This is a genomic window from Vibrio harveyi, from assembly GCF_030060435.1.
Lineage (GTDB): Bacteria > Pseudomonadota > Gammaproteobacteria > Enterobacterales > Vibrionaceae > Vibrio > Vibrio harveyi.
The window spans coordinates 1,329,714-1,353,892 of sequence record NZ_CP125876.1 but is presented as its reverse complement, the minus strand read 5'-3'; the positions used below and the strand labels follow the sequence as shown (position 1 = coordinate 1,353,892).

Annotated in this window: 17 protein-coding genes; 3 read left to right on the top strand and 14 right to left on the bottom strand. The window is 42.1% G+C overall.

The window, feature by feature from the left end; all coding sequences use genetic code 11:
- Positions 1 to 8: 8 nt before the first annotated feature.
- Both QMY49_RS22610 and QMY49_RS22605 read right to left on the bottom strand, forming a co-directional pair.
- Positions 9 to 446 carry an A24 family peptidase gene (locus QMY49_RS22610; protein WP_005452337.1) on the bottom strand — a complete coding sequence of 146 codons (438 nt, stop codon included), beginning with the start codon at positions 444 to 446 and terminating at the stop codon, positions 9 to 11.
- A gap of 151 nt (positions 447 to 597) precedes the next feature.
- Positions 598 to 804, bottom strand: coding sequence for a Flp family type IVb pilin (locus tag QMY49_RS22605; protein ID WP_005452340.1), 207 nt, complete (start codon positions 802 to 804; stop codon positions 598 to 600).
- Between the two features lie 478 nt (positions 805 to 1,282).
- On the opposite strand from QMY49_RS22605, the gene QMY49_RS22600 reads away from it, so the two are divergent.
- Positions 1,283 to 2,173 (top strand): LysR family transcriptional regulator, encoded by an 891-nt coding sequence (locus QMY49_RS22600; protein WP_005452341.1) that lies wholly within the window; start codon positions 1,283 to 1,285, stop codon positions 2,171 to 2,173.
- Between the two features lie 196 nt (positions 2,174 to 2,369).
- Here QMY49_RS22600 and QMY49_RS22595 read toward each other — a convergent pair whose 3' ends face one another.
- The 11 genes from QMY49_RS22595 to QMY49_RS22545 form a co-directional block, all read right to left on the bottom strand.
- Complete coding sequence (locus QMY49_RS22595; RefSeq protein WP_005452346.1) at positions 2,370 to 3,419, bottom strand: alpha/beta hydrolase; 1,050 nt, start codon at positions 3,417 to 3,419, stop codon at positions 2,370 to 2,372.
- 853 nt (positions 3,420 to 4,272) lie between these two features.
- On the bottom strand, positions 4,273 to 4,812 hold the full coding sequence (locus QMY49_RS22590) for a HEPN domain-containing protein (protein WP_283314491.1): 540 nt from the start codon (positions 4,810 to 4,812) through the stop codon (positions 4,273 to 4,275).
- 157 nt (positions 4,813 to 4,969) lie between these two features.
- A complete protein-coding gene (locus QMY49_RS22585) occupies positions 4,970 to 6,517 on the bottom strand; it encodes a VWA domain-containing protein (protein WP_283314488.1) in 1,548 nt (515 codons plus the stop codon).
- Complete coding sequence (locus tag QMY49_RS22580) at positions 6,510 to 8,021, bottom strand: AAA family ATPase (protein WP_283314487.1); 1,512 nt, start codon at positions 8,019 to 8,021, stop codon at positions 6,510 to 6,512. Before QMY49_RS22580 ends, QMY49_RS22585 begins: the two co-directional genes overlap by 8 nt.
- A gap of 47 nt (positions 8,022 to 8,068) precedes the next feature.
- The gene (locus QMY49_RS22575; protein WP_283314484.1) at positions 8,069 to 11,347 is read right to left on the bottom strand and encodes a DEAD/DEAH box helicase; all 3,279 of its coding nucleotides are present in this window, start codon (positions 11,345 to 11,347) and stop codon (positions 8,069 to 8,071) included.
- A 200-nt stretch (positions 11,348 to 11,547) separates the two neighbouring features.
- Positions 11,548 to 12,438 (bottom strand): hypothetical protein, encoded by an 891-nt coding sequence (locus QMY49_RS22570; RefSeq protein ID WP_269992090.1) that lies wholly within the window; start codon positions 12,436 to 12,438, stop codon positions 11,548 to 11,550.
- On the bottom strand, positions 12,438 to 13,904 hold the full coding sequence (locus QMY49_RS22565; protein WP_269992092.1) for a DUF3696 domain-containing protein: 1,467 nt from the start codon (positions 13,902 to 13,904) through the stop codon (positions 12,438 to 12,440). Before QMY49_RS22565 ends, QMY49_RS22570 begins: the two co-directional genes overlap by 1 nt.
- Positions 13,905 to 13,955: 51 nt before the next feature.
- Entirely contained in the window at positions 13,956 to 15,050 is a 1,095-nt protein-coding gene (locus QMY49_RS22560) for a restriction endonuclease subunit S (protein WP_269992094.1), read from the bottom strand.
- Positions 15,047 to 16,624 (bottom strand): type I restriction-modification system subunit M, encoded by a 1,578-nt coding sequence (locus QMY49_RS22555; protein WP_269992095.1) that lies wholly within the window; start codon positions 16,622 to 16,624, stop codon positions 15,047 to 15,049. Before QMY49_RS22555 ends, QMY49_RS22560 begins: the two co-directional genes overlap by 4 nt.
- 132 nt (positions 16,625 to 16,756) lie before the next feature.
- Entirely contained in the window at positions 16,757 to 20,206 is a 3,450-nt protein-coding gene (locus tag QMY49_RS22550) for a DEAD/DEAH box helicase family protein (RefSeq protein ID WP_283314477.1), read from the bottom strand.
- A gap of 62 nt (positions 20,207 to 20,268) precedes the next feature.
- Positions 20,269 to 21,753 (bottom strand): sigma-54 interaction domain-containing protein, encoded by a 1,485-nt coding sequence (locus tag QMY49_RS22545; protein WP_269992099.1) that lies wholly within the window; start codon positions 21,751 to 21,753, stop codon positions 20,269 to 20,271.
- 189 nt (positions 21,754 to 21,942) lie between these two features.
- On the opposite strand from QMY49_RS22545, the gene QMY49_RS22540 reads away from it, so the two are divergent.
- Positions 21,943 to 22,128: a TniQ family protein gene (locus QMY49_RS22540; protein ID WP_241670043.1), complete on the top strand. Its 186-nt coding sequence runs from the start codon at positions 21,943 to 21,945 to the stop codon at positions 22,126 to 22,128.
- A 39-nt stretch (positions 22,129 to 22,167) separates the two neighbouring features.
- Entirely contained in the window at positions 22,168 to 22,830 is a 663-nt protein-coding gene (locus tag QMY49_RS22535) for a TniQ family protein (RefSeq protein ID WP_269992121.1), read from the top strand.
- A gap of 118 nt (positions 22,831 to 22,948) precedes the next feature.
- Here QMY49_RS22535 and QMY49_RS22530 read toward each other — a convergent pair whose 3' ends face one another.
- Entirely contained in the window at positions 22,949 to 23,992 is a 1,044-nt protein-coding gene (locus QMY49_RS22530; protein WP_222324595.1) for a GMP reductase, read from the bottom strand.
- Positions 23,993 to 24,179: the final 187 nt, after the last annotated feature.

Here is a 24,179-nt window from a genome sequence, read left to right as displayed (position 1 = left end):
TTGGAGGTTTAAATATGTGGCGTATTTTGAGTTAAAATTATTAAATAAAATCCAACACTAATTGCTATCCCATACGGAATGCCTTCTTGGCTACTCGACGTGTTGCTTATTAATTTTCTAGTAATTAAATAAATAATCGCTAAAAAACCACCAGCAAACGCCGTCATAATATAGGCCCATGGTAGGTCATTGAGAGGGATTGTCAGTGACAACACTGCGGCATATTTAATATCACCAGCTCCAATCCAAATCAGAGCATAAAGTATTAACCCTATCCCTAGCACCAGCAAAAAGGTTGTAATCTGAAGATCTAATGGTGAAAGAAAACTCTGCAACAAGAGGAGTAAAAGCAAAGCGTTATTTTGTATTTTACGATGAAGAAAATCGGTAATAGATACATACAAACACGCGATTGCCAATACTAATAAATACAATTCATGACTCAAAATTAAGACTCTTGCCTGAATTTATCGAGATTAGCTTCAAATAACATTTATTAGATATTCTAAATTAACTGAGCCAGACCAATGAAAACAGAGGTCTGGCACAAATATCTAGCGATATTATCTACATAAACCAGTAAGGTAATTACTTGGCTTATTTGCTCGCAGTATCGATAGCAGTCGCAACTTGAGCGAATGCACCTTCTAGCTTGCCGATGAAACCGTCTGAGCCTACTGCTGTAGTTACTAATACAGCCATTGCAACAGCAATTAGACCGTATTCGATTGCAGTTACACCGCGCTCGTCGTTTTTAAATTGTGACAAAAACAGGCTTGTTTTTACGTACAGTTTAGTAATCATGTTTAGTTCCTATGAAGTTGATTTACAAAAGCTTTGCCATTCTATTGAATACCAAAAGGTATGGAAAAATAGCCCCTATCGATAGAATCGATAGATTTGGCAAAGACCGGCACATCAAGTTATGCTGAAAAAATCATAAAGAACCAACAAGCACTTAAATTACAATAGCTTACAGACATATATCGAGTATTCTTTACAATACTCGCTATAAGGTAATTAATTCACACGGTGAGACATAGATCATCAATAGAGTCATTACTTTATTATTTTCAAAAATTATTTTTATCAAAAAGATAGATAAATGTGATGATTGTTTATGCAATGTAGGAATATACTTACGTTGAATTTAGCACCAATAATTAATTTTGCTTTATAAAACGAGTTGAAATACGAGTTTCATCACGCTATTGTGTTGCAAATATACAAATTACAAATCAAAAACCTATAATTTGCTTGCTTTTAAAAGGTTGGTCGAATCATGAAACTACAATTCGAAAATATTGTTTCGTTCGTAGCTGTAGTTGAGGAAGGTTCATTTAGCTCCGCTGCTCGTAAGCTTGGAAAATCCCAATCTACTGTTAGCACTGCTGTTCAGAATCTTGAGTCAGACTTAGGCTTCAATTTATTTAATAGGCAAAATTCAAAAGTCTGGTTGACTGAGAAAGGGAAGCGTCTATTTCATTTATCCGCACCCGTTGTATCAAGGTACCGAGAATTGATTACAACAGCGATACAAATGAATATTTCAGAACAAATTGTTTACCGTGTCGGGATCGATCCATTGGTATTCAATAAAGATGTAAAAAAAACACTGTTGGATTTCTCGGAAGCCTTTCCAAATGTCGATTTGGTAGTAGTCACCAAGCCAAGTTTTATTTTGGGAAATTACATCAACGAGGGAAAAATAGATCTTGCCTTGGGGAACCCATACCACAAAACAAACAACGACTTTAACATTGACGAATTGTTTCACGTTAACTGTTGGTGGGTTGCACATGAAGATTTAGCCTCAGTGACCAGTAACCCTTCTCAGCGTGTTCTTCTTATGGATGGATGCGAAGAGTTGCTCAACTTATCGAACATTGCCTCATATAACTTGTGGAGATTGGACGATTTAGGCACGATTCTCGATTTATGCAAAGCTCAAAGAGGCATGGCATTTTTGCCAGAATTTCTTATTGAGAAGAACATGAAAGAGAATAAGCTAAAGATCATTACCGACCACCCCGACTTTTTTGGCAAGAGAGTTGTCGCTTCCCTTTTCTGGCCGGTGCATTCTGACTTTGGTTTGTTTAACCAATGGATCAAAGGTGAACTGCAGACTTGCGTAAGCAAAAAACAGACTTTTATTGCTGACTTAGCGCAGTAGTAAAAGCGACCGTATTGTACAAACTGCTGTTCTAAAAACAGGATAAAAAAGAGCCGCTCATCGCGGCTCTTAATCTTTTTAATCTCTTAAAAACAAAGAGTTAATTTTTGCTAAAGACTATCTTCTCTTACTCTTATTCGTTGATGATCATCTACAAAGGTGATGTCCCCTCGCCTCTATAAAAGCATCAAGTAAGTTATAGCAACGTTGTTGAGAAGAACTTATCAAGCTTAATGACAGCTTGATCAACATACTTGGTTTGATCATATAAGTCGAAATGTTGCGCACCTTCAATCTTAAACAATTCAGCGTCAATACCAGCATCTTTGCCACGTTTTACTGCAACTTCGCTGAAGTATGCTGATAGCGCCTCTGTACCAACAATGGCTAAGAAAGGTGTATCTCCCAGTAATGCCATGTTTTCTGATGGATTATAGGCATAGCGCGTATCTAGTGACATTGCAGCGCGCATAGGTGAGTAGTTTTCCGCGCCACCGCCACGTGCAGGGTTACGATAGTAATCTGCAGCACGCACCCAAAACTCATTCATCGATTTGGCTTTTTCTGCCGATGGGATTCCATCAACAAGCACAACCTCGCCGGTTTCGTAATACTTCTGGCGCGCATCACTAGCCATTTGAATTTGTTGGCGATATTGTTCAACAGGATCACCGGTAAGTTGGTCCATATATTGTGTTGCACCACCCATGCCGTAGTCAGTAAAGTCAACAAAACCGCTAACTGTCGCGACTGAATCTAAGCGGGTATCCTGCATCGCAACTTGCAAGCTGTAACCAGCACCTGAACAGATCCCCAGTTCACCGATACGCTGAGAGTCAACACCTGGGAAATGACTCAAAAATGTAATGGCATTTTTGATATCTTCAACTTTCATTGGCGCATTTTCCATACCACGTGGATAGCCGCCACTTTCACCATAAGTACGATGGTCAAAAGCTAAGGTAATGTAACCTTTCTTTGCCATTTTTTCGGCATAAATACCTGCCGTTTGCTCTTTCACACCGCTAGCTGGCGTAATGACCACTAATGCTGGATAGTTTTTGCTCTTATCATAATTTGGCGGTAGAAACACATTGCCAGCAATACGAACATTTTCACTAAGGAAAGCAACTTTATTCTTACCATCATGATAGTCAGCCCCTAAGAAGGTTTCTGCTGCTACAGATGTTGTACCTAAAACAGCACTAGCAACTAATGAAAGGGCAATTAACTTTGTAGTTTTCATATCTTACTCCATTGATTTCTGAGGTTTACAACGTTCCCCGTTGCAACAGAGGTATGTTATGAAAAAGCACTGATGTTGATATATAGCAATTAAATCAAATCACTGTTGCTACTCAACAACAATATAAAGATATATACAGAAGTAGTCACCATAAGCCCCTAAGTAAGGTGTGACTTGATAAGTTAGAGAGATAACTTAAAGCATGGCGAGAAAGTTTGGTTAGGTGCTAACCGCCGCCCTCACCCCTCATCTTAATGAAGTCAATAAATGCGTCGAGGTGCAACAGCGAGCAAACTATAAGTTTCACCACTAACCAAATTTTGATGAAAAGAACTCAATTAAAATAGTCAGTTAACTCGGAAGAGAATACGATGCCATCGAGCTGGTTTTGTTCGCATAAAGACTTGAGATGATCGGTACAGTATAAATTTGCCACACCTTCCACTCTCGTGGGGTTACCAGCTTTGACCACTTCCCCCCGAAAACGTGTCGTTATGCTCTTCTCTAGTTTCTTTATCAACATCAACTTGGACAGCATGATCTTCAAACCACCAGTTCTGTTACTTCTTTGTTTAACAACACAATTTACGCAAAAAAAAGAGCCGCTATTAGCTAGCAGCTCTTAACTATTAGAAATTTCTGTTGAAACAACCATTAAATGAAAATAATGAATCATTTAAAATCATACACTTAAATAAAAACAACCATATCTTGATATCGCGTAAAACAACCATAAATTGATATTTTTGTGAAACGAGTATTTCAGCGAAACTACAACAGTAAGAAAGTTACTTCCAGCTAGCTAGTAAGACTCATCAAAAGAACCACCTTAAGATTAGAAAAGATCTAATCATTACAGTTCCGATAACCTTGCATCAGTCACGTTCACCAACTCTCTAAAGAATCGGATACACTTGTTCAGTTCTTCACGCTTAACGATGTGAGCTTCAGTTATATCAGTTTGAGCGCGGTGAACTGCCTCTCCTCGTTTTTTTAACCATTTATTGAGTTGTACTCTAGCTTCGTCAGCGGTTTGAAAATTGTTCCAAACCCAAGCTTCAGTAACATCAATACCGAAAAATTCTTCAAATAATACTTTCGTTTTTCTAGAGCCAGGATTATGAAAAGACTTAAGTTGCTCCTCTAAACGATTCTCTATAATTTGCCCTAGTTGAGAGCCCATAACTACCCCATATTTGGCATCAACAAGTTCTTTTGCTATGTCTTCTACATAGGTTTCCCATGCCGTGAGAGTCATTATCAGAGTTGCTCTCTTAAGTACCTCTGGAGGTTGGGACTTGGAGTTACATCCGTTTAACTGATCGTAACACTCTAATAATTGCTCTGCGTCTGAGATCGCGTACTCAAAATTGGCTTTCGCTTCTGACATCATTTTTCCTAGTTATCATGATGATATGAATAAGGTTGAATTTACCATATTTAGACTTAAATCATGATAACTAGGCTCAATAAAGTTGAGTTACTTCAATAAGCTAATGACTCTTGATTACTAATCACACTGAGTGCATGTTCACACCTCCAACAAGCGGCTAACGTTTTAAATCAATCCACTCTGAGGTGTAGTGCATTGGGTCACAAATTTTGCTCATTGATGTGTAGTGAGAATTACCGATTTGTATACCGTGTACCTGTAGGCCCTGCTTCTCTCTTCGGTTGCTAATTTTCCGACTTAACCCCGAAGTCACTGGGAACTCACCATCACTCACTAACAAAACATCGGCTTTATGCCAATCTTCTGAATCACACTTTTCCAGCGCTTTGTTGAGAGGTCCCTCAGCATCAGTGCCGCCACCAAAAGACATCGTAAGGAAGTTAAGCAAGTCATTAAACCCTGAAGCATCTAACGTTAGATCAAGTTCACTGACTTCTTTCTGACTTCCAAACAGATAAACGTAGCAACGCCGTTTTTCTTTATAGGCTACTTTCAAACATTCCAAAACGGTTGCTTTGGCAATGTTTTCTGGTAATCCCTTCATTGAGCCTGATGTATCCAAGCAAATCACCATCGGACCTCGTTTTTTATTGCGTCTATTGCCCTGTTTTTCTCTAATGGACTCTTGCTCAATTACCTCTTCTGTTTCCAAAACCTCAGTTCCTTCTACTGAGTAAGAAAGTAAAGCATGCTCCGCTCGCTTGGCGTGCCATAGTTTTTTAAGCACAGGGTTAGTTAACAGTGAGGCTTCTTGGGGCAACATTCTAGAGATCGAATCTGAGCGAGCAATGCCTTTAGTTTCCATAGGAACAAGAGGTGTCGTTACATACTTCTCATGCCTAGAAGCGACACTCATTTTGATTACGATGTCTTCGAGTACTGAGCCTTCTACTTGCTCATCGCGTCCTAAGTCTCGAATCAAATTTTGTAACTTTGGGAGCTTTTTAACTAACTTATTTAATCGCGTCATATCTAGCCAACCATGGCTTTGAAAAACGCCTTTTGATAAGTCAAAGCCTAAACCAGTAATCAACCCAAGTTCAGTAAATACCTCTTCTAATTGAGCCCATACAGTTAGCCTCTCTTGCCATATAACAGGCAAGATGCCACCAACATCCCGTTCAGAGATCAGTTGCTGCCAGATCTCCTCCGAGGCTGTTTCGGCAATTCTTGTTTGCTGCGCATTAGTGAGAGAAATAGGTTTAGTTTGTTTGCGCTTGTTCTTTCTCTTCTCTAAAGCTTGCTTGATTTGATTTAACGCTTCATCTTCTAGCTGCTTAATCAGGTCACTTATCATAGGCAATGCCTTAGATTGAAGCTGGTCTATTGCCGTGAGAATGTCAGATAGCAAGGCATCAGTGACCTCTTCATTCTGTGTGCAATATTGGCTTAATCCAGACTCTTCTACCTCTTTGCAAATCGCATTGGTGAGTGGCTGTGGTGTTAAGGGAAATAGACTTGCTGGACTTTCTCCTTGTAGAAGTTCATTTCTGGAGTTAACTAATGATTCGCACCGCGCTACTAACTCACCATTAGTATTTGTAATAACAGCCGGAAGATATTTCTCCGGCACATTATCGAGGCACGTTAATGGGCTATCCAAGTTCAATAACGGAGAGGTAATTTGATACTTTTCTCTAATCACACAGCTCTCCTTCCACTGGATCATCAGAAGACACTAGCTCTGCAATCTCTATGGTTGGGTCTTTCTCCAACGGCAGACGACTAAACCCATCAATAAGTTTATTCGCTCTATTTGATAGCTTTTCAGCTTGTTTTAGTGACTCATTGAGTGAGTCGACGATTTCTGGTAACAAATTGCAATCTAACCAAAGGTGGTTATTGAAGTATTGTTCAACAATATGCAATTCTTGCTTCACAGTACCAATATATTGATCGATGTTACTTACTATTTCTCGAACGCTTGATATTCGGCTCTCGATATGAGCCTTGGAAAACCTCACACTACCAATTAATGGATCGTTCTCTACTTTTTCCATCCATGGTTCACTCCTGTAATTTCTATTCGTCGTCTTATCTCCGTTATAGTCCTTATAAAGTAAATTGCCATTTCTATCCTTCGCTTGACGTTCACTAGACTTCTTAATTGTTTCATTACCATCACAATCGATATAGAGTAGTTTTCCTTGAGCGTCTTTTTTATGCGGGCTGTTTTCTTCTGCTAACCGACTCTCCCATACACTCATAAGTTGTAATAGGCGTGATGGTGGTGTTTTCCCATCAACAGTCACCAATCGTTTATAAAGCTCTTGCAGGCCTTCAAATTGCTCTGGTTGTTCCCATAAACAATGTGGAAGAATCCAAGTGTCGTAAATACTGGTTTCATTAAAGCCTGAAGTGAAAGCTGACACTTTCATTAATTTCACCAGCTTACGCCAACGGCGATCAGATACGTAAATCTCTTGTGACATTAAGTAATTACGAAATTCTTTACACGCTTCTATCGTTGCTAAAGTCAACTCAACTTTCTCAGCTAGGCGCTGTACCTCATTTAGATCTTCTACCTTCAAACGTACATTGAGTTCTGGGTCGAACCCCTCTAATGCCCCACAAAGTAATGCGTCAAACGACTCCGTAGACACAGGCGACACATAAGAACGCAGAATGAATCTATCGTATAAAGCGCTGAGCTCTTCGCCTTCCGGTAACTCGTTACTTGCTGCTACAACAGAGATTAAAGGAACATTGACTCTTCGATTGCCGTTATCAAACTGGCGTTCGTTCAGCAAAGTTAGAAGACTGTTTAAGATTGCACTGTTTGCTTTAAAGATTTCATCGATAAACGCCACAGATGCTTCAGGCAGGTACCCACTAGTAAGCCGGTTATAACGATCCTCTTCCAACGCTTTGATCGAAAGCGGCCCAAACAGCTCTTCTGGAACAGAAAAACGTGTCACTAATCGTTCAAAGTAATTAGCCTCAACAAAGACACTTTTCAGTCGCTTTGCCAATTCACTTTTAGCCGTTCCTGGAGGTCCAACGAGTAAGACATGCTCACCGGAAAGTGCGGCTAGCATCATTAGTCGAACTTGATGCTCCCTTTCTAATAATCCATCACTCATCTGAGCCATTAGCGTTTGTAGTTTGTCTTTTCTGTTCATCGTTGTTGTACATACTGTCGTTGTCACAATAAATTCCTTCTATTTAAATCTTTCGCGTAGACTTGGGAGCGGATTTACTCCGAGCACCACACGCGTAAGTCAGCTAATGTTGTTTTCTTTATGAAAAGTTCTGTTGTTCCAAGTAATTTGAGCATTTCTTCTGTAATTTGCTCTTTACTCACACCCGGTTGCACCACTGCGACCTGAAACTCGATAGGAGTGGTACGCGAGCGATTCTTTATGCTCTCCAACTGAGCCATATTGCCTTTCAAAAAACGGCTTTGACCTCGCCCTTTCCAAGCTCCCTCACGCTTTTGAATATGTTTGTATAAATAAGGAAGACCAACATGCTTCCAACGCACAGAACGTTGAGCTTGCCCGCAGACTTCATAAAGATCACTTAGTCGTCTTCCTGGTTCACTACCATGAGAGTATTTGCAGTGGTATAGGCTTAGAATTATCTTGTCTGGTAGAGATTTAATCGCCACTAAATCAGCAGCTTCTCCATGGTCATCATCATTGATGATGATGTCGTACTCTGAGTCGATAAGCTGCCAAGTTTGGTGCTGTACTGTATCAATATTTAAGTTCGTACCCATTGACTCTTTCGTTATGTCTACAGTCCATTCGACGGAATGCAAAGAGTCAGGAGAATAACTACCTATATTGTCCTTCACCTCAACCCAGTAACAGTTATAAGAAAATGAACCATCAGCGTAATAGACGAATATCGGATCGTGGTACATCTCCTCTATGAGCGTTCTAGGTTCAGAGTTTCCTACTTGAATGGAGATCGGCTCACCTTCTAACAATTGATAGTCATAGCCTTTAGTCAGTTCTTGGTCGATCAGCAATTTGTATTTTGATGTAGTTTGAAAGGACTCAAAAACCAGAATGGGCTCTTTGGTTTGTTCATCCCTTGTCACTTTTAAATCGACTTCATACAAGTAGAATGAAGATGGACCAAAGTAGATTTTGACGCCTTCTTCATTACGGACTTGAAGTTGCTCACCCCATTGAATTGATATCGGCATATAAGGATGAGGGTTGTCTATTTTCTGAGGTCTCAAGAAGTCACGTGTAATGTTTGTATCATCATTACCACCCTCTACTACTTTATCCCACGCTGCTTTTGCCCAGAGTAACCAATCGGCGATTGAACCCGCTTTGGGAGACCAAACTTTACCTTTACGCTCAGAACAGCCCCACAATACTTTGTTGCCATCCTCGTACCCCATGGCCGCAATATTGCTAAGAGTTGACGCAGATTTTTCAACTGCGCTTAGCCCCTCGGTAACGTTTGGTCCAAAAAATTGCGTAAAGCTGATCGCTCCATTTTGAGCAGAACCAAGATTATTCACCAGTGGATATTCGATGTTATTGAGAACATTAAAAATCTGTTTTCCTGACATAACATAAGTCGACTCACCACATAATTTTTCAGCCAAGATTTCTACTTTAAACCCCTTATAATCATTTGAATAAATGAGTAAAGCGTTACGTTCATTATCCCAATGAGCTATCAGTATTTTGTAGTTGATGTCTTTAACATCTTTAAAGTGACCCCATTTCACAGACGTGCTGGCTACAGCCAACAACACCAAAATATTTTCCTCGGCTGAAATTGAATGCCACATTTCATCATGACTGAATTTTATATCCGTGAACTTCTCAGGGGTCCATTTATCACAATCTGTGTTGAATAACATAGCTGAACAAGATGGTCGCAAGTTCCAGAGCGAAAGTTGTTCGTGTAAGTCCCCATGCCCTTTGAGAGAGTCAACAACCTCTTGCAATCGCACTTCCCGTTCAATTTGGTTCTCAGACAAGCGTCTTAATACTTCATCCCAATCGGCACCAAGTGCGTATAACTTCTGCAATGCACCTTCAACACCAGGGTCAGCTATATTCACAACAACGCTTGCAGAACCGAGTGTTTCTTTGTGAGATACACGAGTAAACCGCCCGATGAACTGTAACGTTATCGCCAAACTTTTATGATGGTCATGAATAGCGGCAATTTTTAAGTTTGGTAAATCGTATCCTTCACCTAGCATATCGACGCATACTACCACTTTAGCTTCTCGTGCTCGCAGATAGGCAAGGCGCTTATTTTGTTCCGTTTTAGAAAGGTCAGAATGAACCAATACTGGTTTAAGCTCTGGCGCTAATTTCTGATATAGATTAAAGACCTCTTTCGCTCTTTCTTTAGTTTTCACCCTAGCCATCATTAAGTGATCAAGCCCTGAATCCATATCATGCTGTAGCAACTTGATTGCTTTATCTGCGATAGCGAGATCCATGGAGTCTTGAAAGTATTCTTCTACTGGTTCGAGCTGTACGTTAGTAAAATAGCCTGCATTTTGAGCTTCACCCATGGTGTAGTTGTAGATGATTTTGGCACCCAAACTTTGAGTATCATTACGGAAAGGCGTAGCGGTAAACTGAACAACTCTTTTTCCAACAAATTGCTCTTTTATTCCATTCCACGTATTAGCTGAAATATGATGAGCTTCGTCGACAAACAGATGGCTACAAGCGTTGCAGATTGTTTCGAGTACACCTGAATTGGAAAAACGTGATTTCAGTATCTGAGGTGTTGCAACGAGCACATTAGCACTGTCGAGCAGCTTCTGCGCCTCTTCTACAGTCTTAATGCCCTTTTTGATCTTCACTACAGCAGGGTGAAGAATTTGTTCGGGGACAACACCAAGCTCAGCTAAGCAACCAAGAGTTTTAAACTTGTCGCCGACTTGATCGCGTAACGAATTTGAAGGGACCAACACCAGAACTTTGTCGCAGCGGTGGTAGATCGTTGTCGCCAACATAGTCTCTGTTTTGCCGGTTCCAGTCGGCAGGACAACTGTACTAGGCTCAATATTCGCTGACCTTGAAAATTCAGCAGAGATTGCGTGAAGAGCGCCGATCTGTGGTGTTCGCAATCCTAAGGCCCCCGACTCTGCGTCCTCAGCCTTAAACATGAACTGATTCTGCCAAGATTTAGCAATTTGCGAAGGTTTCAAATCGTTCAATGTCGTCAACGGATTCTTTAGCCACCGAAGTTCAGATTCAACGACCAGCGCCTTAAAACTCGAAGGTTTTAGTGTGTATAAAACGGGGTAACCTTCAAGGTGTGAAGTACAAACGCGCTTACTTTTTACAATATAAAACTGAGAAAAATCACCTCTAATTTGCGACGTACAGACAACGATATCAGCGTTATCTGTAGTAGCTATTGATGCAGAGAGTCTAAACGAGTGACGTCCGAACCTCTCGACTCTATTTCCAGATACTTGGATATCCGGAAAAGAAAATGATGGAATTGTTAAAGTAGTAGAATTAGCGTCTGTCATATTCGATGGCACCTCGATTCGTAAATGTTGATACAACAATGCAATCAACAAGCATGCCAAACGCTAACATCATGATTTAATTGAATCTTTGCAAACTATCACAATTTTATATGGTAATAATATTTACCATATGTAAACAAATTAACAGCCAAATAATCCTGCCACGTGTATCGTATCAAGTTGCAAACTCCAATTGCTAATCAAGGATGAGAAGACCACACACCTCTAACAAGTTCAAAATCTTCATATTGAAGAGAGGCGTTATAAGAGCTAGCTTTTGCTTGTAGCAAATCAATTGGCATCGGTGTAATCTCAGTCAACTCTTGAGTCTGATCTACATCGCCCGGCTCTGAGAATCCTCTGTCGTAAATCAGCCCCCCTTTCGCTGTAAATAAACCTCGAGAGTGCAAAAATCCCGAATCTTTATCATCGGCGCAATACCAATACAGCTTAATGTTTTCAGGCATAGCTTCCTTAAACTCAACGAGAGCTTGTTCTGTTAGCTCCCAAGCAGGTTTTCTATCTTCTTCCGAAAAGACGTGAAACTCTACATCATCTTTCTCACATAGCTTCATCAATTCCAATAGTGTCTTGCGGCTACCAGCTTTAGTTGCGCAAATATATGGATCGTAGATTGTTACCTTTTCTGCACCAAAGAGAAGACCGGCGGCTGCACTTGCTAAAGACTTGGCTTCACGCGTGTAAAGAGATATATACGCAAAGTCTGCTTCCTCCAAATCTAAAAGTGATGGAACAAATACAGGCCGATCATTGAAGGAGTCTTCAACCAACCGATGGAATAACTTAGCATCGTGGCTATTTCTAGCAGCTTCAACCCAACCTTCTCCGTCAAACGACCTTCCAAATGAAACTAGCTTGCTTGATTGTAAAGCTCTGAGCTTTTCAGTTGCTCTGTCTAGTCTGGTTCCATCAAGTTCAGCATTAAGCTGCTGAGAGACCTCTCTAAACCAGGCTTTGGGAAAACGCGATAACACCGCTCCTTTCTCGTAGCCCATTCTTGCTTCCAGTATCACAAGATCCATTAAAGAATTAATTTGACTAGGCGCTACCGCAAACTCCAAATGCAACATCAGAACAGCTCCTCCCTTCTTTCTTCAAAGAAGCCATTTGGCCACGGTGCATCAAACTCACCCTCGTCAGTTGTTTTGATTGGAATTAAACGAGTTTTACCCTCGGATTGCTCGCAGAAAACTATCTGTACATCACTTTTCTTACAACCAAACGGTTCGTATTCGATCTCTTCATCTGCGGTTTGGCGGCGACGCTTTAACAACCTCAATAGCAAATGTTCGCTGTGAGTTTCAACCAAGAACATACGGTCAGAATTTTTCTTAGTTGCCTCTAGCATCATGTCTCCTAAAGCTAACTGCCATTTCGGGTGAATATGCAGTTCGGGTTGCTCGCACGATACGATAAGATCTTGTTCAAGTGAGGTAGCAACTACGAATGGGAAGACTTGCGATACGCCAACACCAACGCTTGACGGCACTAAAGGGATGTCAGTATGAGAGTCTTTAAGGATGACTGACTTTTCACTCAAACTAGCTTCACCGTAAGCTGGAGACTCAAAGCAGTAATTAGTGCCAAAGAACTGGCTACTAATAAACTTTTCATTAGTTTTGTTTTTTACCCTTTCACTCGAAAAGGCGAAAGTCTCCCAGCCAGCTGTGCCGTCATACCAACGCTGAGTATTCGTATTCTTGTTCAAGACGGTTGCTCGCGCTGGCACAATACGTAGCGGCCCAATGTGAAGCAAGTCTTCAAGTTTTTTCACTAATAGTTTTAGTGGTGCAAACGCTGCTTGAGAGAGTGAAGCTTCAGCAAACAACTGGGCAGCTAACGGATGACTTTCGAAAACATCAGACCACTCGAACGGAGGTTCTGATAGGTCAAGCCTCTTGTAGATGTTAGGCAACGCATCTTGGCTATTGATGGAAACATCTTCCCACTGACCAGAATCGAAGAGATTTTCGACTTCAAATGATTCATCTACTTCCCAATGTGGCAATGGTTGATAGTGATTAATTTGGCAATCTGGTCGACCTGATTGAGCTGTTGTTTTGAAATACTCAATGCCGTGGCTTTTACATAAATACCGGCTAATGAACGCACGGTTTTTTGTATGATCCCATCTAATATCTAACTCGAAAGATAAAACGTCAGTATCTGATTCTGGCGTAAAGAATAATGTACTCTCTAGTAACCAACGCTCGGACTCCGATAAATAATCATCCCAAATATCCGCAGCACCATCTCTAAAGTCTAGTGTTGCACCTAGGGTGATAACGCCATTTAAATCCTTACCATGTACGATATTGTGAAAACCGCCAAAGTAGAGTGACTCCCCAGCGATTGAACTGTATTGCGCATCGAAATTACGTTTGGTCACTACTTCATACAGATACAACAATGCATGTAATACTGTGCTTTTGCCTGTGCTGTTCGCGCCAAAGAACAACGTGATGGGCGCTAATGGAATCGTGGCTTTGTTTTTAATGCCTTTGAACCCACCAACTGTAAGTGATGTTATTTTCATTTTACCTAACCTTTGATTAAAAAAAGAGGCATCCGAAGATACCTCTGAAATTTATAGTTGGCCTGAGAAGGCTTTTTGGGAAAGTGACATAAACTGATCGTAGAAATATTCATTACTCATCGTTGCTTGAGTAGTGGATAAAAAATTGCAGATATTCACGAACTTGTTTTGTAACTCTATCGGTGGGACAAGAGTAAACTCCTCCAAAAATAGATTTCTGTTCAATGTTGGAACCCCTGCACCTTGTGAGTATCTATCCAATCTAAAAAACCTTAGAAACCATTCTATATACTTCGGACTATTATCGAAAAAATCGGTCACATACAAAGCTGTATTTAAAGGCCAAAAGTCATCTTCTGTATACACTACTTTACCTATAGTACCGCTGCGACCAGTTATAACCCCTGGCCCTTTTACTTTTGATACATTATGGAAACCATTAACACCGTTTGCTGCGTAAATGGGTATATTACCGCTATTACGGCTGTTGGTTGGTAGGTCATATCCTCTTTTTAAAGGACTGACCATCTTAATTTGCTTTCGTTGCCAACCTCTAGTATCTGTTTCGACATTCCAATGTGTGGGATCACCAAACATATCCAAAAACACGCTGCGTAAAAACTCGTCAGCAAGTTCAATGGCTTGCTTGCGTTTCTGGCGAATTGTATCGGCCTTATCCAAAATGGCAGCAATGCGTTTTTGTTCGTCTAGTGGTGGAAGTGGGATTTCTAAAGCCTCAAAGTTTGACTTGTTCACAATCGCAACAGTTGTCGCAGGAGCCATTGACTCCAATATAGGTTTCAATCGCTGTAAAGCATAATAGCCGTATTTGAAGTGCACTTTGGATGAATCAAAACTTACACTGTTTATCTGCTGATTCGTTGCTAATTCCTGAGTAGCTATCGCCAACTTTCCTAGAGACCCAATACAGCAAACCAAAACTGAATTTTCTGGTACCAATTTAGTTTTGGTTGCTCCCTCTTCAGTTAACGTTTGGTTTGCTGTTTTAACAAATTGATTTTCACCAAGTTCAGCAGGCGTAATAAACGGAATATCACCGCCAAAGTAAGACTCAACCTTTTTCGAAGGAGTTTTTCCTGTTGTTACTTTAGCAACACTTTTTATTGCCACCATCGGCCAACTCATAGCATCGACTCCAACTCATTTAAGTCAGCCAAAATCTCATTCTCTAACGCTTTGAGTTTGCCTAGAATCACTTTTGGTTCTTCATAGCTTTCTTTCTCATACACCACTTCTTTATAGCGGTTGATTGATAGATCATATTTGTTCGACTTGATGTCATCTTTCGCTACCAAGAAGGCTTTTTGTGTTTTGTCTGACCACTGCGCAGTTGACTGACCTTCAGCTACCGCCGCTTGATAGGCTTTGTACTGCTTAACCAAATCTGGCAGATCGTTGTCTTTGATTGGCGTACGCTTATCATCGAGCGATTTACCATCAGCTTGCACATCATAGAACCAAACGTTATTTGTACTGCCACCTTTGGTGAAAATCAAGATAGCTGTTGAAACGCCCGCGTATGGCTTAAATACACCACTTGGTAGTGAGATCACCGCTTCCAACTGGTTATCTTCCACTAGGTGTTTACGTAGAGTTTGGTGCGCTTTAGAGCTACCAAATAACACCCCATCAGGGACGATGGTGGCAGTGCGGCCACCGACTTTCAGCATACGTTGGATCAGTGCCACAAACAGCAGTTCAGTCTTTTTGGTTTTAACCACTTTTAGAATCGCTGGGTCGACATCTTCTTCATCTAAGCTGCCTTTAAACGGCGGGTTCGCTAGAATGATATCAAAACCGTTTTTCGCCTCATCAGGATAACGCTCTATGAAGCTTTGGCTTAGGGTGTCTTGGTAATGAATGTCGGGCTGTTTAACACCATGCATCACCAAGTTCATTGCTGCTACGCGAAGCATGGTAGAGTCAAAATCAAAGCCGTGGAACATGTCGTAATCAATATGAGCACGGTTTTCTAGCAAATCTCCTGCGTATAAGTGATTAAACACAGGGTTGCCATACACATCTAAAACTGGCTTACCTTCAGTGTTAAAGGCTTGCTCTTTCTCTACACCTTCAGGTGACGAATACTTCTCTAGCAGGTATTCGTAGGTCGAAGACAAGAAGCCACCGGTACCACAGGCTGGGTCACAAACTCGGTGCGTCTCTTCTACATCAAGCATTTCTATCATCGCGCGAATAATATGACGCGGCGTGCGGAATTGGCCGTTGATCCCTGCGGTGGTCAGTTTAGACAGCAAGTATTCGTACAAGTCACCTTTTACATCTTTGTTTTCTAGTGGCAGTTCACTCACCAATTCGACCGCTTTCACCAATAGCGATTGTTTTTGGATCATTAGCTGCGCATCTTTCATAAAGTCTGCAAACAGCGTGTCATCAGACGTGAGTTCTTTGAAATACGGAAAGAGTTCGTCTTTAACGAGTGGGTATAACTTTTCTGCGCCAAGATGACGGAAGTTTTCCCAACGTATATGCTGTTTATCGTCTGCAAAACGGCGATTAAATGGCCTGCCCGTTCGTGCGCTGCGTTTTTCGTCGTTACGCTCGTTCATGTCTAGCATGCGGGCGTACATTAAATAGGTAATTTGCTCAACTACGGTTAGCGGGTTGGTGATCCCACCCGTCCAAAACTCTTCCCATAGTTTGTCAATTTGGCTCTTTAATGCGCCTGATGTAATCATTATCTGTTCTCTATATTTTTTTATGGTAATTGTCGCTGCAGCTTTATTGATTAGCCCCTCATCTAGTGATGAATGAACAGCGTCAATCGTAATTAGTTGTAGTGTACTTAGCCAGTTGCCATCGCTAAAGGGTTAATTCGCCACTTTCTCGACACTTGCTTGTTTCTCACCCAAATGTACACTAAAGCGGCGAACAAACTGTTCCACCACATCCGCTTGAGCAGGGATTGGGAATACGCCATCTAGGCCAGCATCATCAATTTGATTGAATGGTGCATCGTACAACTGCTCAATATCAACGCTACCGTAGCGGCAAAGGTGATTTTTGAGCATGCCGATAAAGCGTTGCTGTCTAGAATTAAGGTGTGTATGTACTTGCTGCACAAAGGCCGTAAACTCTCCTTCAATTGCTTTCGCATCCATCCCAACAATGGTACGCAGAATCTGGTCGAGCCCTGCGGTTGATTCCGGAAAGAACTCTTTCAAAATCGAAAGATCGACACTTGGGTTTTGTGTATGCACAAGCGCATTGAGCGTCTCTAAATCCGCTTCTGTTACTGATTGTCCAGCACGTATTTTCTGCAACACTTCATTTGATTCAAACAATGGTGACAGTGTTCTTTCGACCTCTTGTTTATAGATCTGGTAGTCCACCGTCACAATATCGGTTTTCACCTCATCAGTGCGATATTCAGCCGCATCCTCTTTCACGTCCAATACAGGTGTTGGCTTAGGTGGAGGAGTCGCGCCTTTATCACGCAGATGAATTACCGTTCGCAGCTCGCTTCGACAAGCTTCTAATTCATGGTGATCAGCATCATTCCAGAAGTTCGGCTGCTGCACTTGCTTAATAGTACTAGCCTTACTGCGCACTTCGTTAAGGTGCATAGAAAGTGTGGTGACCTTGTCCATAATCGGCATCGCAACAATATCGACCTTGGAAGGTTGTTTGAGTTTGATAAGCTCAAGCTCTAAGAACTGGAGATCGAGGCGCAAAGCTTCGCTCTCGCCAGTAATCGGTTTCCACTGCATTAGCGGAGCCATCGTAGAGCGCAGTAGCTCCTTGGTATCCGGAGCCATTTGGTGCAAGGTTTTCTCATCACTTAGTTGCGCTTTAATTTGCCAGTTTTCACGCACTTCGATGGTTTTATCGTTAAGCGATTCGATATCGGCTTTAATCTGTGGGATCACCGAATCGAAGATATCCATTTCTGCACGTTTAATTGCCTCATCAGCCAAGTTTAGCCGCGCTTCAAATACCTTTTGCGCAAGAGACTTACCTTTTGCACCATCATCTTCTTCTGGGTTCATTTTGAAATATTCAAAGTTGTTCCAGTGATCGAAGATCAAGAAATGTTTTTTATGTTCGCCTTGGCCAAACAAGTTCTCACACAAACGGGTACCACGACCTACCATTTGCCAAAACTTCACTTTCGATTTAATCGGTTTAGCAAACACAAGGTTGATACATTCCGGCACATCAATACCGGTATCGAGCATATCGACAGACACCGCAATGGTGATCTCTTCTTTGTTGCCTTCAGCACTTTTGAAGTTGTCGATCAGTTCATCTGCGCGTTCGTATTTCGAGTGAATCACTCGGCAGAAGTTACCACCCAAATCGGGGTACATTTCCGCAAACAGATCGGCGATAAGTTCGGCGTGTTTGATGCTACGAGCAAAGATAATCGATTTACCAGGCAATTGATTGTCAGCATCTTTAAGACCACGTTCCATTAAATTACGGATGATCTGGCGGTTGGTGTCTTTGTTAAAGATCGCTTTATCGATTAGCTTTGAATCAAAATCGAGCTCATTCGGGTCGATTCCTTGATCTTCAAGCTCAGCTATCTGCTCATCAGTGAGCTCATTACCTTTAATGCCATCACGCAAGAACTTGGTGGTATGAGAAACGACTTTAAAAGGCACGAGGTTTTCTTCTTCAATCGCTTGCTCTAATGGGTAGTTGGCCGTTGGCATTTTGTAGTCACAACCAAACAGCTGGCTGGTCGAGCGGGAAATCATCTCAACTGGCGTTGCCGTCAAGCCCACTTGCAGCGCATCAAAATACTTAAACAGCTCACCATACTTGTTGTAGATAGAACGATGCGATTCGTCGGCAATAATAAGGTCGAAGTGACCAACATCGAATTCTTCGAAGGTTTGCATCATGCCTGGGTAAGTTGCGATCACGATACGCGCTTTACTCGCAAGTTCTTTTTTGCTTTTGCCCTTTACGAATAACGGCTCTTGAGTGAACTCATTAAATGCGTTTGCCGCTTGCTTACGTAGCTCTTTACGGTCACATAAGAACAACACTCGCTTTGCCCAACCTGCATCAAGTAGACGCTTCGCTAGCGCAATGGAAACACGCGTTTTTCCCGTACCTGTGGCTTGCACGATCAGCGCTTTACGGTGCTTATCGCTAAATCGTTCACAGACACGAGTGATCGACTCCATTTGATAGAGTCGACCTGCGACTTCGGTATCAATCGGAGTGCTGTTAAGATCTCTTTTCAGCGCACGCTGCTGGATAAGGTATTGCAGACTGTCTTTAGAGTAGTAACCAAAAAGTTTGCGAGGTACGTAGCCCTGAGCGTCATCCCACAACCAGATATCATAACCATTGGTATAGAAAATAACTGGACGTTGACCCGTTTGTTTTTCTAACGCATCAGCATAGATTTTGGCTTGCTCTTGTCCTGCTCGCGCATCCACTCGGGTTTTCTTCGCTTCAATAACCGCTAGCGGCTTGCCATTATCATCCCAAAGCACGTAGTCACAACGGCCTTTGCCTGATTGAGTCGGTTGACCTTTTACTTCGTACTCTTTTGATACTTGTTCTGTGCTCACCTCTGCCAGTGCAACATCCCACCCTTCACTTCTCAGCTCCGAATCGATTAGACGTTTACGAGTTTCCGCTTCGTTAAAGTCAAAGCTGTTCTTCAACTTGAGAGTGTTGCGCTTTAGCTTCTCAGCTTTGGTTTGATCAACTTCCAACTTGAGCTTACTAGCAGCCTGCTGGGCCAACAACTGGGCTTCTTTCGCCTCTTCAAGCTCTTTTAACGCCTGTGTAAGCTGCTCACTGTTCTGGGCGAGCTTTTGTTGTAGCTGTTTGTTTTTTCGCTTGAAATCTGCTTTAGACTCACCCTCTAGCGGAGCATTGTCAGGTTGAGAATATCGTGGACATTCTTCTTGGGAACCATCCCCATAGGCAATGAAAAGCCAACAACCAATCAGGTAGGATTCTTTGAGTAACCAGAGTGCGTCATGCTGATTGACATATCCGTCATGGGCAGCTTTGTTTCCGCCTTTGCGCACAGCATGAAATTTATCGAGAATATCTTTATGGATGATGGCAGTAAACGAAGCACTCGTCAGCTTGTCGTGAACAGACGCATTTGGCAATACTGGCAAGCGTAGCTCTCGGTATAGGTAGCCCACGATTTTTTCGACATAGCAACGAAGCTTAACCATCGAGCTTTGAGGATCTGTCACTGCATAAGCTTCGGCAAATGCACCCAATTCAGCCAATTCTGGCCAGTCTTTTCTTAGATGTTCAAAGTTCACTGACGTTTTCACTTTTATTGTACTCCTGACCTCAATGAGCAATGGGTATGCCAACCCTGTTTTAGCCAACTTGCTTATTCTTCGATACCTAATTTTGTCATCCAACCGCTTAACGTTTGATGGCTCTTTAGACCTAGAGCTTCAGCTGCTTTGGATTTATTATTGCGACTATACTCTAAAGCTGATTCAACCGCATCTTTCTTAATAGTATCAATGTATTGCTGTATATCCCCTGGTACGGAAAATTCACCCTGAGAAGATTGGTTTTTGCCTGCACTTAATACTGACGATTGAAGATCTTCAGTAGAAATGGTGGCCGATTCTGACCATAACACAGCGCGATTCAGTGTATTCCAAAGCTCCCTGATATTTCCGGGCCATCGATAGGATTTTGCAAAATTTATTGCATCGTCGGAAATTTTCTTACTTTCGAAGAGTGGGTGTTTTTCTGCCTGTTGATTGATATCGTTCATGAGTGTTGAGATGAGTTCTGGAATATCTTCCGATCTCGCTCTAAGGGGTGGCATTTCAATAACCCCTACTGCGAGTCGGTAGAATAAGTCTTCCCGAAAGGCTCCTTGCGATGTCATCTGAAACAGATCTTGGTGCGTAGCTGCAATAATGCGAACATCAACAACCTTAGATTTAACGTCACCGACTCTCGTAATTTCTTTTTGTTGCAACACTCTAAGTAATTTAACTTGGACATTGAGTGGCAGCTCGCCCACTTCATCTAGGAATAAGGTGCCACCATTAGCCTGTTCAAATAGCCCTGAATGGTCTTTATCTGCTCCTGTAAACGCCCCTTTTACGTGACCAAAGAGAATTGAGTCCACCAAGTTCTCTGGTAATGCACCGCAGTTAACGGCTCTAAATGGCATTTCAGCGCGAGAGCTTGCATTGTGAATGGCTGTTGCCATGACTTCTTTGCCTGATCCACTTTCACCCAGTACGAGTGCAGGTAAATCAGATAATGCAAGTCTGTGAGCTTTTTTCACTAAAAGCTGCATGATTTTCGACTTTGCAGTTATAGCTTCAAAGGCCGAGCTTAATTGAGGGAGATCGGATGTCAGTGACTGTATAGCATTAGTGGAGGTTCTGGCATACTCCGTCGCGAAATCAACGGGGATATCCACTTCAATTAACTCGCCCTTGGGCGATGTTTGAAGTAACTGGCATTTCCCAATGCTCTTGCCGAGTAAGACAGAAACTACTGTCATTGCCGGCGTTCCAGATGTGAGGTTCAAATAAATGTGTTCCGAGCCAGCAGAAATCTTACTCAGCTGTTTTTGCATCACTTTGGTTATAGCGGAATAATCTATCGGCGACGCCAATCGAACACGTTGGATAGTCACTAAGGTCTTAGAACGACCAACACAAGCAAGCTTTCTCTCCAACCATTCTTTATAGTCGTGCCATTCATCATCCCATGTACTGGCAAGGATAATAATGCTGTCTAGAGTTTTACCTTTCAAAGCAATCGTTGCAATTGAAGCTGGGTTATCTAGCTTCATTTGATCAAGATCTGTTCTACCAAGCCAACTGAGTAAGGTTGCCATTTTGACTTCCGTAACTATTTTTACTTATGGGAATAGAGTTTACCGCATTAAGCGTTGAGTTGATATTCAATTACACTCAACGCTATATCAATAGAAGCAAAATCAGAAAGTTGTGGCTGGCCTCTCAATCCCAAGTAAAACCCTGTTAACCGGACTTTTAGCTCCTAGACTAGATTCAGGAGGAGCTCTATGTTTTTGCAAAGAACCAAACCTTACGGTGATGAAAGCTTGGAAAGCTTCTTTATCCGAGTTGCAAACAAAAATGGATATAGTGATGTCCATCGCTTCCTAGAAGCCACAAAGCGCTTCCTACAAGACATTGACCATAACGGCTATCAAACCTTTCCAACCGATATCGCAAAGGTTAACCCCTGAACGGCCAAAGATAGCTCTGGTGCCCGAACTGCCTCACTCCTGAAACTCGCTCAATTAACGTTTAACGAACCTACCGAGTTACTTGGATTAGCAATTAACAGAACAAACTTAAAACATTCTCCATCCACCAGTGCTGTGATACGAAGTTCTGAAGTTTTTCCGCGTAGTTTACTTCGAACTAAATCCATCCCCTGCTGCCCATTGTGTTTACAACAAAATGGCTACGCCTCCTACCTTTGGCATTTTGAGGGTTACGACCACTGCCATATCCATGATGTACCTTTGCTCAACAGTTGTCGCTGTGGCGCTGAGTACGACTATCAAGTGTCTGGTTTAAGTGGAATGTGCGGGGACTGCAAAAAAACTATCAGTACGAAAAGTTCAGAGAATAGCCATAAAGCAATATCCACTGTTTCAAGTTGGCTCGCCGGCAATGAGTCTAAAGATCTACCTGACGTCCCCAAAAGCTATCGTTGGGGTTTGATTCATTGGTGGGTCCACATCAGCAAAAATGAATTCGATCACGTTTCGTTCAGCCAATTTTTCTCAAACTGGCCTAGCTCGTTTCATTCTATGATCGATAATGAAATCGAATTCAACCTAGAGCACGCAATTGTTGGAAAGAAGGAATTACGGGTTAAGGACCTTTTGGGGCGCATCTTTTTTAGTTCTATATATAGCCTCTTCACGATTTTGTCGTAAGCTTTCACAAGTTTAGATCATGAAGAGGCAATATCAAATTATGGCTGTACCAAAAATCAATATATGGTTGTAAATATCAATTTATGGATGTTTCAACAATTTCCGATATTCAGTCGACTTACTCTTTACCGAATACGTTGTTTTCTTGCTCTTGCACGCGGATGAACGTAGTTCGCTTGGTTAGCTCTTTAAGCTTTGCTGCACCTACGTAAGTACATGTTGAGCGAACACCACCAAGGATGTCTTGGATAGTGCCGTGAACACTGCCACGGTATGGCAATAATACGGTTTTACCTTCAGCTGCGCGGTAGCCAGCAACACCACCAGAGTGCTTGTCCATCGCGCTCTTCGACGACATACCGTAGAACTTCATGTACTTCTCGCCGTCTTTCTCAATGACTTCGCCGCCTGACTCTTCGTGGCCAGCAAGCATACCACCTAGCATGACGAAATCAGCACCGCCACCGAATGCCTTCGCTACATCACCCGCACATGAACAGCCACCATCACCGATGATCATACCGCCAAGACCGTGAGCTGCGTCGCCACATTCGATGATTGCAGAAAGTTGTGGGTAACCAACACCGGTTTTGACGCGAGTTGTACATACAGAACCAGGACCGATACCTACTTTCACGATGTCTGCACCAGCAAGAATCAACTCTTCACACATGTCACCAGTTACGACGTTACCAGCAGAAATAACCTTGTCTGGGAATTCAGCACGAACACGTTGTACGTACTCCACCAAATGCTCTGAGTAGCCGTTCGCGATGTCGATACAGATGAAGATGAACTCATCAGAAATCGCCATGATGTCTTTAGTTTTTTGGAAGTCTGCATCAGACGTGCCCGTTGACACCATCACGTTGTTTAGCGTTGTTTTGTCTGCTGTTTTCGCAAACTCTGCCCAGTCTTCAACTGTGTAGTGTTTGTGAACAGCGGTCATTACACCATGCTCTGCTAGCGCTTTAGCCATTGCAAAGCTACCAACCGAATCCATGTTAGCCGCAATTACTGGTACGCCAGACCATTGACGACCACTATGCTTGAATGTAAAATCGCGGGTTAAATTTACTTGAGAACGGCTCTTAAGGGTAGAACGTTTCGGGCGAAACAGTACATCTTTAAAACCTAACTTAAGTTCTTGTTCGATACGCATTGTGTAATTCCTTGATTCATAAGTATATGTGTCATCTCAGAGTGCGTAGTGAAATCGTTGGCAGACGAGTTCACTGTTCTTCGGACACAAAAAAACCGGAGCGTTGGCAGACGCTCCGGTTTTCAGCATTATAGGCTGTGATTTATTTCCTACAAGTCTGATATTTGATTTTTTTTTGTGATACCAT